Source organism: Streptomyces kanamyceticus, assembly GCF_008704495.1.
In the GTDB taxonomy this organism is placed as follows: Bacteria; Actinomycetota; Actinomycetes; order Streptomycetales; family Streptomycetaceae; genus Streptomyces; species Streptomyces kanamyceticus.
In genome coordinates, this window is record NZ_CP023699.1 from 9,206,632 (window position 1) to 9,220,835 (window position 14,204).

The window sequence follows — 14,204 nt, forward strand, 5'->3', positions numbered from 1 at the left end:
GGGGCTGGCCGCCCTAACCCCCGCTCCCGGAAAACAGGTCGCTGCCTCAGAACTTCTGAGGCAGCTTTACGTACGTGACCGTCGTCTCCACACCGCTGTCCACCAGGCGACCGTTCTTGTCGAAGGCCTCCGGGCCGTCGGTCATCCCGAAGTCGTTGTCGTTGATGAGTGCCAGGGTGCGGCTGTCGACCTTGGCGACGCCTTCGATCTTGCCGGGGACGCCGTCGACCGCACCCAGGTCGACCACCAGACGCTTGCGCAGGACGGGCACTCCGGAGGCTGCGGGGTCGTCGAGCTGCTCCAGCGAGGGCTTGGTGGTCTCGTTGTCCCACTTGCGGCCGAGAATGTTCGACCGGCGGTCCAGGGTGACGCTCTGCAGTCGCGCGGCCTTGTCCGTGCGCTCCTGGACGAGCAGCCGATCGCGCCCGACGGCGACCACGGAGGAGATCTTCAGCTCCGAGGTGTCGTCCTCGCCCGGGTCGACGACGTCCACGGGATCGAAGCGGTAGACGTACTCGGCGGTGACTGCCTGCTTCTTCGGCGAGAAGCGCAGCAGTCGCGTCGTCCGCGACGCCTCACCCGCGTCCTCGTCCGGCAGGGACAGAGGGCTCTGCACCGCCATCACCAGGTCGCCCCCGGGCAACTGGGCGAGCCCTTCGAAGCCGCGGTTCGTCTTGCGGTGCATCAAGATGCCGGGCAGCGCCTCGGCCACGGGGTAGTCCGCGCCCCGCAGGGCGAGCCCTTCAGGGACGTAACGCTTGAGCACCTTCCCGCGCGCGGAGACGTGGATCAGCGACGGCCCGTACTCGTCCACCAGCCAGAAGCTGCCGTCGGACGCCCGCACGACCCCTTCGGTGTCCAGACCGTTCGGGTCGTAGGAGACGGGCTTCTGCGCGTCGTACGTGTAGGGCGCTTCGTCGCGCCCCTTCTGATTGGGTAGTCCGGTGACGGGCTTCCCGGAGGAAGTCGTGATCGGCACAGCGGAGAGGACCTTGACGGTCTCTCCGGAGACCCGGATCTTCACGATCGCGGGGTCGAAGCCGGGCACAGGGAAGGTGCGGCGCTTCTTGCCGTCCACCTTGATCTGGCCGTTGGGGCCGCGGTCGGTCACTGTCCAGAACTCGCCCTTGCGGCCCGCCGGGTAGAGGTCGCTGCCGATGCCGCCGAGATCCACGCCGCGGTCGTTGTCGACCGTTCCCGGCAGGAGGGAATTGCTGAACGTGCCGAGAGGGATGTCTCCCAGGGTGGCCGTGTGGGTGACGCGCGCCTTCTTGTGGGCACCGTGCTTGCGGTCTGCGCTCTGCTGGCTGCCCATCGCGGTGCCGGTCACCACCATCGCGGTGGCCACGGCGAGCGGCACGCCGACAGCTAGGGAACGGCGGACACGGCGCTTGCGGGCGGCGTGCGGGGACATCGGGGCCTTCTGGGGCACGAGTTCGGTCACAGCGGCCAGACTTCGCCGCCGCCACGAACGTCAAGGGTCCACAAGGTGAACGGCGGGAGTCGCGCTGACGGCGCCTCCCGCGAGGGGCAGGAGGCGCCGTCGTCGACCATCGGTCCGATCAGTAGTCGTGGGGCCCGGTGCCCTGATCACTCCCTTCGGACGGGTCACACGCACGGAGCTGACGAATCCGATGCCCCCGCAGATGAGCCTGGGGCGGCTCCTGTTGCGGTCGGATCTCCCTGAACCGACGCGACCCACGCTCGCGGATGTCATGCCCTCGCTCAATCGCTGGCCAGAGTGAGTGCGTGCGCCGGTGTTCCCGGCGCACGGGCGCCCCGCGTGGATGCGCCGGTGGGCGCCGCGTGCGTTTCGGCCATGCGTCATGTCGTACGCCCGTGCCCCCTTGGGCCCTGCTTCCGGCATCGGGTCCGGCCAGGACCTCAGGCCCTGGCCGGACCGCCCTGCGTGACTCGTTACTCGCTACCGGTCGCCACGGCCAGTGCCGTCGCCGGGTCCTGTGCCGCAGGTCCGGCCGGGGTCCAACGACCGCGCTCCTTGCGGTAGGGCCACCAGCGGCCGTCCACGCCGTGCCGTACCTGGGCGTCGGCGCCGACCAGGGTCCAGCGGTTGTCGGCCGCCCGCAGCCGGGGCCGTTCGTCCTCTTCCCACGCCGCATCCAGCGCGGCACGCGCGCGTGCCAACGACTCCTCCTGTGGAGTCCACTCCTCCTCAAGTACGGAGAGCGCCGCATGACCGCCGTACTCCCAGGCACGGACGGCGAGCGCGAGACCGTCCCGGCCGCGCCCGGACCCGGCCGCGAGCCGTGCCTCGATCTCCTCATCAGGGGCCCCGGCCGCCAGACGTACGGCATCCTCGCGCGGAGTCAACTCACGTCCCACAGGGAGTCGTTCATGGCCGGAAGCGAGCGCGTCGGCCAGCAGCCGGTACGCCTCCACGGCAGTCTGCGCCGCCAGGAACTCGAGCGCCGCCACATCGAGACCGGCAGCCGGGTCCGTCTCCGTGTCGAGCGCGGGCGGCAGACCCGGCTCTGGCGGCAGCGCGGGGAGCGGTGGCAGCGGCGGGAGCACGGCCCCCTCCGCGTACGCCTGAGCGGCGCTCACGCCTTCTGGAGCCGCATCGTGCGTCTCCTCTGGAATCAGCTGCGCATCGGCTTGTGCCACGCTGCGGACCTGGAGCTCGTCGAGGAGCGCACGCTCCCCGCGGCCCCGCATCAGCAGCAGGACGAAGGGGTCCTGGTCCAGCAGCCGCGCCATCTGGTAGCAGAGGGCGGCCGTGTGCCCGCAGTGGTCCCACGCGTCACAGTCGCACTCGGGCTCCAGATCGCCTATGCCGGGCAGGAGTTCGACGCCCGCCGCGGCCGCGTCCTCCACCAGGTGCGGGGGCATCTCGCGGTCGAGGAGCGCCGCGATGTGCCCGGCCCGTTCGACTGCCATCCCCAGGAAACGGTCCCACTCGTCCTCGCTCAGCTCCTGCAGCAGGACGTCGGAGCGGTGCGGCGTGCCGTCACGGCCCTGAACGACTGCCGTGATCCGGCCGGGCCGCACCGACACCGCGCCCACGGATCCCGCGCGCGCGAGGCTCCGCCCCGCCTTCAACTGCTGCAGGTCGAGGGCCGTGTCCTCCAATGCCTTGAGCCATGCCTGGCCCCACCAGCTCTGCGCGAAACCCCTCCCGTGCGCGGGCGGCAGTGCGGCGAAGGTCCGCTCGTCCGTGCCCGGGCCGTCGTTGTTCGCGCCGTCGTATTCCTCGTCGTACGCGTCACTCATCGCGCGCCCCCTCGCAGCTCGACCAGATCGGACAGTTCGGAGTCGGTCAGTTCGGTGAGCCCCGCTTCACCGGATCCGAGGACGGAGTCCGCCAACTCCCGCTTGCGCAGGAGCATGTCGGCGATGCGGTCCTCGATGGTGCCCTCGGCGATCAGCCGGTGCACCTGCACAGGCCGCGTCTGACCGATGCGGTACGCGCGGTCGGTGGCCTGGGCCTCGACCGCCGGATTCCACCAGCGGTCGTAGTGCACGACGTGCTCGGCACGGGTCAGGTTCAACCCGGTCCCCGCCGCCTTCAACGACAGGAGGAAGACCGGGACCGCGCCTTCCTGGAAGCGCTCCACCATCGCCTCGCGCTCCGCTACGGGAGTGCCGCCGTGCAGGAACTGCGACGGGATGCCGCGTGCCGACAGATGCCGCTCGATGAGCCGGGCCATCTGGACGTACTGCGTGAAGACGAGTACGCACGCGTCCTCGGAGAGGATCGTGTCGAGCAGTTCGTCGAGCAGTTCCAGCTTCCCGGAGCGACCCGAAATCCTCGGCTCGTCCTCCTTGAGGTACTGCGCCGGGTGGTTGCAGATCTGCTTGAGGCCGGTGAGGAGCTTGACGATCAGCCCCCGCCGTTCGAAACCGTCCGCCCCGGAGATCTCCGCGAGCGTTTCCCGCACCACCGCTTCGTAGAGCCCTGCTTGCTCGGTGCTGAGCGATACCGCACGGTCGGTCTCCGTCTTCGGCGGAAGCTCAGGCGCGATGCCCGGATCGGACTTACGCCGCCGCAGTAGGAACGGGCGTACGAGCTGACCGAGCCGCTCGGCCGCGCCCGGGTCCGTCCCGCCCTCCACGGCCTGCGCATAACGGGTGCGGAAAGTGCCGAGCTTTCCGAGCAGCCCCGGCGTCGTCCAGTCGAGGATGGCCCACAGCTCGGAGAGGTTGTTCTCCACCGGAGTGCCGGTGAGCGCCACGCGCGCGCGTGCCCCGATGGTGCGCAGCTGCTTGGCCGTCGCGGAGTAAGGATTCTTGACGTGTTGCGCCTCGTCGGCGACGACCATGCCCCAAGGGGCCTGCCCGAGCGTCTCCGCGTCGAGCCGCATCGTCCCGTAGGTGGTGAGCACGAACTCGCCGTCGGCCAGGTCCTCAAGGCTGCGACGGGCACCGTGGAAGCGCCGTACGGCGGTGCCCGGTGCGAACTTCTCGATCTCGCGCTGCCAGTTGCCCATCAAGGACGTCGGGCAGACGACCAGCGTGGGGCCCGCGGATTCCCTATCCAGCTGGCGGTGCAGGTGCAGCGAGATGAGGGTGATCGTCTTGCCGAGACCCATGTCGTCGGCGAGACAGCCGCCGAGGCCCAGCGAGGTCATGCGGGCCAGCCAGTTCAGGCCGCGCAGCTGGTAGTCGCGCAGCTGCGCGGCGAGCGCGGCGGGCTGCCCGACGGGATCCATGCCCTCCGGGTCCGCCAGGCGCTCGCGAAGGGTGGCGAGCCAGCCGGTCGGCTGCACGTCGACGCGTTGGCCGCCGATCTCGGTGGTGCCGGTCAGAGCGGCACCGAGGGCGTCGATCGGGGTGACCTTGCGGTCGTGGCGCTCACGGGCGCGGCGCGCCTCGTCCGGGTCGATGAGCACCCACTGGTCCCGCAGGCGCACCACGGGGCGGTTGGCCTCGGCGAGGCGGTCCAGCTCCTCGCGGGTCAGCTGCTGATCGCCCAGCGCGAACCGCCAGTTGAAGGCCAGCAGTGCGTCGGCCGAGAGGAACGACGGTGTGTCCGAGGACAGCTTCTGCGGCCCCTGGCCTTCGTCGTCCGGCGGGCCGATGACCGCGCGCGCCGTCAGGTTGCGCGTCAACTCCCTGGGCCAGTGCACGTCGACGCCCGCGACCGAGAGCATCCGCGCACCTTCCCCGAGGAGGTCGGTCACCTCTTCGTCGGCGAGTTCGATGGCGTCGGGCACGGTGGCGGCGAGCAGCGGGGCCAGCGGCGGCCACGCGCGCGTGGCGCGACGCAGCGCGAGCAGGGCGTCCATCCGCGCGCGCGACCCGAACGCCTGCGCCGACGTACCGGATCCGGCCCACACCTCGGCGGCGTCCGCGACGAGCGAGGGGTCGCTGACACTGTGCAGTTGCAGTACGGCACGGAACGGCAGCCGGGTACCGCCTTCGGTCTCCGAAATGAGGCCGGGGATCTCCACCCGCAGGGAGATCCGCACGCCTGCGTCGTGACCGGCGGCCACGTCCAGGGCCCAGGCGCGCTGTTCGGGAACATGCTGCGGTTCCGCCACGGTGAAGGCGGGCCCGCCCGTGGCCATCGCGGCGGCGGGGGAGCGCGGCAGCGTATCGGCCACGGCGTCGAGGAACTGGCGCAGCAGGCGCTCCGGTTCGGGCAGCCGCGGTGGCACGGTGTGGTCCAGGGGGTGCGCGTGTGCGGCGGGCGGCATCGCGGCAGCGAGGTCGCGCAGCCGCCGCACGTCATCGGCTCCCAGCGGGCCGGTACGCCAGGCGTCGTGATCGCTGCTGGTGAGCCCGGGCAGGAGCAGGCCCCTCGCCGCCAGCTGCAGGGCGAGCACGCCCGCGGTGCCCCAGAAGGCGGCCGTGGGGTGCGTGCCCGAGGCGGCACGCGCGCGTGTGAGGACGGGCAGCGCTACGCGCACCGGGAGGAGCAGTGCCATCACGTCGGCGAGCTCGACGCCGTCGTCGCCCGGTACGGCGACGGTCAGTTCCTCGAGAGTCCCCGCGGTGATCGAGGGGAGCTCAGTGCCATCGGGTTGCCAGAAGGCCACGCGCCCGCCGCGTGCCGGATCGCCCGGCACGAACAGCACGGAGCAGTGGGACAGTTCGGAGATCTCGGAGGGGGATACGGCAGGGAGTCCGTGCACAGCGATGGCGCATTCCTCAAGTTTGACTACTGGAGCTGGAGCGGCCGAGGGTACAACACATTCACGTCTTCACGGGGGGTGCGTAGTGGTGATACGCGTCACTCCGTGTCGCGGGGGTGTAGCCAGCCCCCCTGTCGGGCGGTGCTTTCCCCCGCCTTGACACGGGGGGTGGCGCCATGGTCGCCGAAGGTCACTGATCCGTACATTTTTACAGGTCAGCCCGTTGTTACGGAGACCGGAGACCCAGCATGCCCCAGGCCGCCGCAGTCGCGGAACGCTCCCCTGTCAGTACTGGCAGGCAGCACGCCGGAAGTGATTTCGCGCCCCTTCTGCGCACGGTCAAGGAGCAGGGCCTCCTGGACCGCCGCATCGACTGGTACACGCGCACCGTCGCGATCAACGCCCTGGCGCTGGCGGCGGTGGGTGTCGGCATGTTCCTCCTGGGAACGTCCTGGTGGGTACTGCTGCTCGCTCCCGTACTCTCCGTCCTGTGCGCCCGCACGGCCTTCATCGGCCACGATGCGGGCCACTCACAGATATCCGGCAATCGCACTGCCGGCCGCGTCATGGGGCTCATACACGGCAATCTCTTGCTCGGGATGAGCTCGGCCTGGTGGAACGACAAGCACAACCGACACCACGCCAACCCCAACCACATCGACAAGGACCCCGACGTCGCCGCCGATGTCCTGGTGTGGACCAGCAAGCAGGCCAAGGTTCGCGTGGGATTCCGGCGCTGGCTCACCCGTAACCAGGCTTGGCTCTTCTTCCCTCTGACGCTGCTCCAGGGCGTCGCCATGAAGGTCTACGGATTCCAGGATCTGCGTAGGCAGGCCCCGCGTGAACGCGTCGTGGAAGGGGCCCTCCTGGTGGCCCACCTCGTCGGCTATGTGACGCTGCTGCTCACCGCCATGCCCCTCGGCCACGCCATCGCCTTCGCCGCCATCCACCAGGCGCTGTTCGGCCTGCACCTCGGACTCGCCTTCGCGCCCAACCACAAGGGCATGGAGATGCCCGATCCGGACGGGGAGCGCTGGGGGCACCTGCGCCGTCAGGTCCTCACCTCGCGCAACATCCGCGGCAGCCTGGCGACCGACTGGTTCCTGGGCGGGCTCAACTATCAGATCGAGCACCACCTGTTCCCGAGCATGCCCCGCCCTCACCTGCGGCTCGCCCAACCTCTCGTACGTGCCCACTGCGCCTCATTGGGCATGTCCTACACCGAGGCGGGATTCGTCGACTCCTACCGTCAGGTTCTGCGGCACATGTACGAGGTCGGGGAGCCTCTCCGCGTCGAGTAGAGCGGGAGGTGCCCGACTGTCGACGAGGGTGGAGCGGCACGGGAACCAGTAGGGGTCACGACTCAGGGGTCTCTCAGGGGCGGGGTCCGGAACTGTGCGGCGCTCGATCACGTTTTCCAGGCAGAGAGCGGCAAGAGCCGCGAAGGAGGCGACACACATGTCGAAGAACGCGAAGGTCGCGGCAGGAGGTGTGGCGGCCGGGATCATTCTGCTGATCTGGCTGCCGTGGTGGGCCGCACTCCTGATCGTGCTCGGGGTCCCGGCGGCGGCCTATCTGACGCTGGACCCGGGCCAGCGGCGCAGGCTGCGCCGAGTCACACGCAAGGAAATAGGTCACTGAGGCGTTCGGTGACGCAAGGATCTCCGTCCGCTCGCGGGCCCGCCCACGGCGGTTCCGCGAGCCGATCGGAAAATGCGTTGCGACACCGGCCCCTCGCCCGTGACCATGACGCCATGACTTTCCGAAAGGAGGCCCAGCGATCCCTCGGTGATCGCTGATGGCCGGACACGAAGCGTCCCAGACGCCGTCCTCAACGCCCCAGTCCATGCCCACGCCCGCGCCGCTGACGTCGGCGTGGCTGAAGGCCCACTTCGATCCCCTGCCCTTCCCGGCACGGATGAGCGCACTCGCCCGCTACGGCCGCACCCTCACGCCAGCGGCGTACACCACTCTCCACCGCGTCCTGGATGCCGGCGAAGCGGACGAACGGCACACCGCCCTCTTCCTGGCCGTCGCCCGACGCGACCTCCCCACCATCGCCGCGGCGCTGTCCGACCCGCTCCTGCGCCGCCGAGCCCTCTCGGCCGCCATCAGGCTCCCGATTCCGGCACAAGCACTGGAAAAGCTCGCGTTGAGCGAGACCCGGGCGACACGTCGAGAGACATACCGAGTCCTGCGGCTCAGCGGTCGCAGCGCACTCGCCGGACGCCTGCTGCCCGAGGTGTACGAGCGCTACGGCAGCTCCGACGCGTCACTGCTTCTGCCCGCGTGTTCACCGGCGACCGCCGCCGACTGGATCGACCGACTCGACCCGTCTCCGGGTGTGCTCAACGCCCTGGCCCGAACGGCCCCGCTGGCCGTGGCGAAACTGCTGGTCTCCCGCAACAGGAGCCAGCAACGGAACGCCCGATACTCCTTCGTACGGCAACACCGAGCCGTGGCGAGCCTCGCGGCGGAGCGTGACCCGGAAGCCGGGCTCGTCCTCCTTGAACGCGCCCGCGCTCTGCTCACCGCCCGAGCTGCCCGCTCGCTGCTTCGCCACCCGGACCGCGTCCTCGAGATCCTGCGGGCCGCAGCACCGGACGCGGACGACTCGCTCCCCGAGCTCGCTCTGCCCGCCGGACCTCTGCCGCCTTCGGTGCGCCGCGCCGTTCGTGAACTGAGCCTCGCGGACCGGCAGGACCTGGCGCGCCTCTGCCCGGCGGAACGGCCCCGGGCACGCTTCCCGGAGCGCCGAGAAGTAGCACCGGACGGGCTGTTGATGCTGGTCCCGGCGCCGGAACGCCGACGCTTGGCGGAGGAGCGCGCGGAACGGTCGAACTCCGTACGGAGTCTGCCTGTGACCACCCTGGCGGCGCTCGAACCCGCGGACAGGGCGGAGCTCGTCCTGCCCTGGGTGGAGCGATGGTCAGGCCGGGGACGGACGGTGAGCCACCTCGCCGTTGCTCTTCCACTCGCCTCGGGTGAACCGCTGCTGCGCGAGATCGCGGAGCGACACCGCATCCACCAGCGCCTGATGGGCTGGCCCTCGCTGCTGGCCTGTGCGGAACTGGAAGGTGATGCCGTCGAGTTCGCGCGCGTCGCCGTCGACTGCGAGCGGGCCTGGCACGACCAAGAAGAGGTGCGGTATCGCACCCTGCGCCAGCTCGGCGGCGCGCCGCTCCGTCTGCTGGCCGCGCTGCCCGAGCGTGTACTGCGCGACGCGACGCTGACCACCGTGCAGTCTGCGGACTCCAAGAGCCGCACGCTCGCCGCGGCCGAGGAACTGCTCCGACGCACAGCGGAGAACGCCGCGACACGCGCCGACTTCGAACGCGCCGCATACACGGTGGAACTGCTCTGCCAGGTCGTGGCCGATCCCCGGCGCCACGGCCCGGTCGTCACCCTGCACATGGACCAGAACGCGGCCCAGGCCGTCTGGGCGTTGCTCGCCCGGACGGCGACCACACGCCCCAGCACCGGTGTCCACCTCGCCGAACTGCTCGCACCACACCTCAGGGCCCTGCCGGAACTGGACGCCCTGGCGCGCGGCATCGCCCTGGGGCACGACGATCCCCACCTGGCAGCCCGCGCGGCGCAGGCATGGGTGACACCGGCAACGCTGCGCGAGGCACGCTGCGCCGAACTGGTGGCTCTGGACGCCTCCTTCGCGGCGGTGCCCGTCGTCCTGGCCACCGTGGCCACCCGACGTACGGACTTGTTCGACACCGTCCTGGCCGCCGCGCAGGAGGGCTTGAGAGGCCGCGTACGACCCCGGGCCACAGCCTGGGTCCCGCAGCTGCCGCCCGGTGTCACGCAGCGCTGGTTGCCCGGACAGCGCATGCGCTGGAACGAGCACCACGCACGCGTGGCCGTCGACGAAGCGGTCCCGCTGCGCATCAGGACCGACGCGGCAGCGCGCCTGCGCGACCCGGCTCTGATCGAGGAACTGGCGGACGACGCGCCGCAGCCCGTCGCCGCTGCCGCGCTGGGCGCGCTGGGTGACCTCTTCGTACCCGGCGCGACCGACGTATCGCCCGGGAGCGCGCCTCTCCTGGACTTGCTGCTGTGGCACGCCGCGACCGGCGGTGTCCGGGGCCGCGCCGCCATGGGAGCCGTCCGACGCCTTTTGGAGGCAGTGCCGGACCGTCGCGCCGTAGCCTTGCTCGCCCCGGTGGTCCGTGCGGTGGACACCCCGGTCGGAACTCGTAAGGAAGCGGCCCGCGGGCTCGCGGCACTCCCTGGTGCCGAGGCCCAGGAGGCACTGCTGGCGGCCTGGGACGCTCCGCGCCAGCACCGCGACGTACGGGCCGTCCTGGCCCAGGGCCTCCTCGCCGCGATCGACCGACCGGAGGTCGCTGAGCGTCTGGCGCGTTGCATGGGTGAACCCGCTCTGCGAGAGGCAGTGGTCCACGCGGGCCGAGGGCAGGTATGCCATTCCTTGGCCGTGCCCTACCGGAGTTTCCTGATGCGGCTGATCAGGGAGGGCGATGCGGACACCGTCAAAGACGCGTGCGAGGCGCTACTCGGGTGGCTCACAGCCGATGCGGAAGAGGCGATGTGTGCCATGGCCGAGATAGCCGTCGACAAGCACCGAACACGTCGTGAATGGGACGCGGCGCTGCGCCAGTTGGTGCGGCTCCCGTCCGGGCCCCACGCAAGAGGCGTCCTGAAGGGCGTCCTCCGACAACTGCGCGAGCGGGCGGGGGGAACGGACCCGCGCGAAAGAGCCGATGCGCTGCGCCGTCTCGTGGCGCTCTCCGAGATGGCGCGGGTCGGGCGAGGCACCACGGTGAACCTCCAGATCGCCGACGGCCTCGCCCGGACTCTGGAGAGCGCGGGGCTGCGTCGGCAGGCGGCGCTCCTGACATGGGAGACAGCACTCGTGGCCGCGGGGCTCGGGCGCTACGACGCGCAGCGGTGGCAGCGGCTGGTCGACCTGCTTGAGGAGCGCCCCGGGCGCCTGGCCGCCGCAGAGGGCGAGCGATACCTGGACGCGAGCAGGCCACCTACGCGGGAGGCCCTGCTCGGCGCGGCCCGCATGCTCCGGGAGCGAGGCACGCCGGGTCCAGGTGCCGTGGCCGTGGAACTGGTGCGTGCGGGTGGCAGGGACAGCTCGTGGGACGCGGTATGGCTCGACGAACTGGCGGCGCTGCGCGATCATCAGGATCACGACACGGCCATGGCCGCGCTTCTCGTCGACCCCGAGACGGACTGCTGACCGGGGCTACGAACAGCCGCACGCCCCGGGCCGTGCACAGGCTTCCGCCTCTGCTCAAGCGGGACGGACTGCCATCTTGTCGAGCGCCTCCAGAAGCCCGGGAAGCTCCGGCCCCCGGCCGACCGGCAGGACCTCGCCCGGCTCCTCGTCGAGCAGCACGAACGCGATGTCGTCGGTCCTGGCCACCATGGACCAGCCAGGACCGTCGGCACGCAGGGTGCGCGTGTCACCCGAGGCGAACGACGACCGCACCCTGCCCAGCGGCGGGGGATGGGTCACATAGGCCCGCGCCTCCGCCAGCACGCGCTGTATGCCAGTGAGCGGTTCCGCTGCCGCGGCCGCGCCGTGGACAGCCCCCGGCGAGCCGTCCGTCGCGAAGTCGGCGTCGTCGATCTGCTCCCGCCACGTCGCCCACTGGAGCGCTATCTCGTCGGCGCCCAGGCGCCGTTGGGCCGGACCCCAAGTGTCGGACTGCGGCGGCGCCAGCGGCGCCCGGCCCGCGTCCGCGTCCTCGGACACCGGATCCGGATCGTGCGGAGCGGGCACCCCGGGGGCCGCGACCGCGACGGCCAGCGGCCAGCCCGGCAGCGCGGTGACCACCGTGCGTTCATCCGGCGAGAGGTCGTACTCCATGCCGCAGTCCCAGGAGGCGATCGCCACGGCCACGAGCGACACGTCGTCCACGACGACCGTCCAGCGCGCGCCCTCGCCGTCCTGGCCGAGCACAAGACCGTAACCCGAGGCGAGCGGCGCGAGGCCGAGCCGCGCACACGCCTCGGGATAGTCGTCCCCGAGCACACTGGGGAACTTCGCGGGGGTCAGCAGCACCGCCGTGAGTACGTACAGCGCGTCGTCATCGGCGGCGACAGCGTCGTCCGTCCCGGCCATGCCAGCCTCCCCATCGCTTCATCCGTCGGCGCACCCTAACCACTCGCCCCGGAGATCGTCGAGGGGTCGATGACCAGGAAATTCGTCAACGCGGCCCCGTGTTCGACGTTGGTGCGGAGGACAGGGGCTCAGGTGCCCGGCAACCCGAGGAGCGTGCGTGCCACGTCACGCGGCGACTCGTCGCGCTCCCGGGCGAGCGCGATGACGGCGCGGCATGCGAGCTCGCTGACGCCGAACGACAGAGCCTCGGGAGACACCCATTCCGTGGCCTCGTCCATCGTGTCCCGGTCGTCTTCGGCGCTGGCCGCCACGTAGACGGCGGCCGCTTCGAACAGGTTGTGCGTGCGCTTGTTCTCGGTACGCACGGGCTTGCTGGTGTCTGCCGGTCCGTCCTTGTTCCAGAACCTGCGGAGCTTGTCGAACATGTGGGCCATCTTCCCCCGAAGCGGCTTGCACCGCTGATCCCTTGTCTGTCGTTCCCCAACGTAGAGTTAGAGCTCCGGTGACAGAAGGGGGACCGCGCGGTGAAGCGCTATGAGCGGCTCGAGCAGATCCGTCGCATGGACCCGGAGAAGGACTTCCTCGCGATCTACCGACTCACCGCGGCATACGAGTTCCCCTGGGACGTGACGCGCGCACTCGAACTCGCCCTCTACCGCACGTACGCCGTGCCGAGCATCGGTCGACTCCTGGCGCAGACAGCCGAGCTGACGGACCGTACGCAAAAGCGCTACGACGACACGGCGCTGCTTCTCGACACCGTCGTGGAGCACGGCTTTGACGACGACGAGGGCCGTACAGCCATCCGTCGCATCAACCAGATGCACCGCAGTTACGACATCAGCAACGACGACATGCGCTACGTACTGTGCACCTTTGTGGTCGTGCCGAAGCGATGGATCGACACCTTCGGCTGGCGCAGGCTCTCGCGTCACGAGACGGTCGCCGCCGCCACCTACTACCGCGTGCTCGGGCAGCACATGGGGATCAAAGACATTCCCGGCTCCTACGAAGAGTTCGAAAACTGCCTCGACGCTTACGAAGAGGCCAACTTCGGCTGGGACCAAGGCGCGCGAGAGGTCTCCGACGCGACGCTGGACCTGATGGCCTCCTGGTATCCGCGCGCCGTGGCGCCTGTCCTGCGCGCCGCGACCCTGGCCCTGCTCGACGAGCCCTTGCTGCGGGCCTTCCGGTACGAGCAGCCGGGCGCCGTGACGCGCTCGCTGGTCAACCGCGCCGTGCGGCTTCGGGGGCGTGCGGTGCGCCTGATGCCCCCGCGCAAGGCTCCGCACTACGCGCGGCAGAACTGGGAGATCAAGGGCTACCCCGACGGGTATGAGGTGCCCGAGCTCGGTACGTTCCCCGTTCCCGGCGTGCGGGGGTGCCCCGTGCCGCACCCGGGCAGGTCAGTGGGCTCGCCCGTCGAGTGACGTCAATGTGGCGCGCAGCCAGGCGAGTTCGGCCCGGCTCGTCGCGCGGGCGATGGTGAGGATGCCGCGCCGGAAGGGGTCGTCGAGCTCCTCCGCGCGCAACGGGCGGCCGCTGTCGTCGTAGAAGAAGCTCGCCGGTTCCTCCAGGAAGGCCAGTCGGCTCTCGAGTACCGCCGCCTGTGCCCTGTCGTCCTCCAGATGACGCAGGAAGGCGAGCAGCGTGAACCAGCGGTTCTCATCGGTGATGTCCACCCGCGCGGGGGTCGACAGCCGCGCGCGAAGCTCTTGTCTGCCTTCCGGGGTGAGGCTCAGGACGTGACGTGGCGCTGCTCCTGAGCCGGGCTGTGTTTCGCGGGCGATCAGCCCGGCCTTCTCCAGCCGCTTGATGGCGGGGTACAGCGTGCTCTCCGCGACGGGCCGCACGTGCCCGGTCAGTGCGGTGATGCGCTTGCGCAGCTCATAGCCGTGCAAGGGGGCGTCGTGGAGGAAACCGAGGATGGCCAGTTCGAGCATGCCCTGCATTCTGCCGCACTCGTGATGCATGCCGGTGTACATCGCCTTCGCAATACA

The 14,204-nt window shown here is 70.5% G+C and carries 10 protein-coding genes; 4 read left to right on the forward strand and 6 right to left on the reverse strand.

What is annotated here, in order from left to right:
* Window positions 1-46: 46 nt before the first annotated feature.
* From CP970_RS39890 to CP970_RS39900, 3 genes are all read right to left on the reverse strand, one after another.
* Entirely contained in the window at window positions 47-1,414 is a 1,368-nt protein-coding gene (locus CP970_RS39890) for an esterase-like activity of phytase family protein (RefSeq protein WP_055545305.1), read from the reverse strand.
* Window positions 1,415-1,917: 503 nt separating this feature from the next.
* Window positions 1,918-3,231, reverse strand: a complete 1,314-nt coding sequence (locus CP970_RS39895; protein WP_055545276.1) for an SWIM zinc finger family protein — start codon at window positions 3,229-3,231, stop codon at window positions 1,918-1,920.
* Window positions 3,228-6,095 carry a DEAD/DEAH box helicase gene (locus CP970_RS39900; protein ID WP_079043328.1) on the reverse strand — a complete coding sequence of 956 codons (2,868 nt, stop codon included), beginning with the start codon at window positions 6,093-6,095 and terminating at the stop codon, window positions 3,228-3,230. The genes CP970_RS39895 and CP970_RS39900 overlap by 4 nt, the downstream gene beginning before the upstream one ends.
* Before the next feature lie 248 nt (window positions 6,096-6,343).
* On the opposite strand from CP970_RS39900, the gene CP970_RS39905 reads away from it, so the two are divergent.
* The 3 genes from CP970_RS39905 to CP970_RS39915 all read left to right on the forward strand — a co-directional run bounded on the left by CP970_RS39905 (window position 6,344) and on the right by CP970_RS39915 (window position 11,316).
* Window positions 6,344-7,396, forward strand: a complete 1,053-nt coding sequence (locus tag CP970_RS39905; RefSeq protein ID WP_055545277.1) for a fatty acid desaturase family protein — start codon at window positions 6,344-6,346, stop codon at window positions 7,394-7,396.
* 157 nt (window positions 7,397-7,553) lie between these two features.
* The gene (locus tag CP970_RS39910) at window positions 7,554-7,736 is read left to right on the forward strand and encodes a hypothetical protein (RefSeq protein ID WP_055545278.1); all 183 of its coding nucleotides are present in this window, start codon (window positions 7,554-7,556) and stop codon (window positions 7,734-7,736) included.
* 205 nt (window positions 7,737-7,941) lie between these two features.
* Window positions 7,942-11,316, forward strand: a complete 3,375-nt coding sequence (locus CP970_RS39915) for a hypothetical protein (protein ID WP_150494585.1) — start codon at window positions 7,942-7,944, stop codon at window positions 11,314-11,316.
* 54 nt (window positions 11,317-11,370) lie between these two features.
* On the opposite strand, the gene CP970_RS39920 is transcribed toward CP970_RS39915, so the two are convergent.
* Both CP970_RS39920 and CP970_RS39925 read right to left on the reverse strand, forming a co-directional pair.
* Complete coding sequence (locus tag CP970_RS39920; protein WP_055545280.1) at window positions 11,371-12,204, reverse strand: hypothetical protein; 834 nt, start codon at window positions 12,202-12,204, stop codon at window positions 11,371-11,373.
* A 128-nt stretch (window positions 12,205-12,332) separates the two neighbouring features.
* Window positions 12,333-12,629 carry a hypothetical protein gene (locus tag CP970_RS39925; protein ID WP_055545281.1) on the reverse strand — a complete coding sequence of 99 codons (297 nt, stop codon included), beginning with the start codon at window positions 12,627-12,629 and terminating at the stop codon, window positions 12,333-12,335.
* A gap of 99 nt (window positions 12,630-12,728) precedes the next feature.
* Here CP970_RS39925 and CP970_RS39930 point away from each other — a divergent pair, with 99 nt between their 5' ends.
* Entirely contained in the window at window positions 12,729-13,634 is a 906-nt protein-coding gene (locus CP970_RS39930) for an oxygenase MpaB family protein (RefSeq protein ID WP_055545282.1), read from the forward strand.
* Here the strand turns inward: CP970_RS39930 and CP970_RS39935 are convergent.
* Complete coding sequence (locus tag CP970_RS39935) at window positions 13,611-14,147, reverse strand: PadR family transcriptional regulator (RefSeq protein WP_055545307.1); 537 nt, start codon at window positions 14,145-14,147, stop codon at window positions 13,611-13,613. The genes CP970_RS39930 and CP970_RS39935 overlap by 24 nt on opposite strands.
* Window positions 14,148-14,204: the final 57 nt, after the last annotated feature.

Bases quoted from the DNA above. Each gene is read 5' to 3' on its own strand.
- CP970_RS39895 (WP_055545276.1), bottom strand. From the start codon at position 3,231: ATGAGTGACGCGTACGACGAGGAATACGACGGCGCGAACAACGACGGC.
- CP970_RS39915 (WP_150494585.1), top strand. From the start codon at position 7,942: ATGCCCACGCCCGCGCCGCTGACGTCGGCGTGGCTGAAGGCCCACTTC.
- CP970_RS39920 (WP_055545280.1), bottom strand. From the start codon at position 12,204: ATGGCCGGGACGGACGACGCTGTCGCCGCCGATGACGACGCGCTGTAC.
- CP970_RS39925 (WP_055545281.1), bottom strand. From the start codon at position 12,629: ATGTTCGACAAGCTCCGCAGGTTCTGGAACAAGGACGGACCGGCAGAC.
- CP970_RS39905 (WP_055545277.1), top strand. From the start codon at position 6,344: ATGCCCCAGGCCGCCGCAGTCGCGGAACGCTCCCCTGTCAGTACTGGC.
- CP970_RS39935 (WP_055545307.1), bottom strand. From the start codon at position 14,147: ATGCTCGAACTGGCCATCCTCGGTTTCCTCCACGACGCCCCCTTGCAC.
- CP970_RS39910 (WP_055545278.1), top strand. From the start codon at position 7,554: ATGTCGAAGAACGCGAAGGTCGCGGCAGGAGGTGTGGCGGCCGGGATC.
- CP970_RS39890 (WP_055545305.1), bottom strand. From the start codon at position 1,414: ATGTCCCCGCACGCCGCCCGCAAGCGCCGTGTCCGCCGTTCCCTAGCT.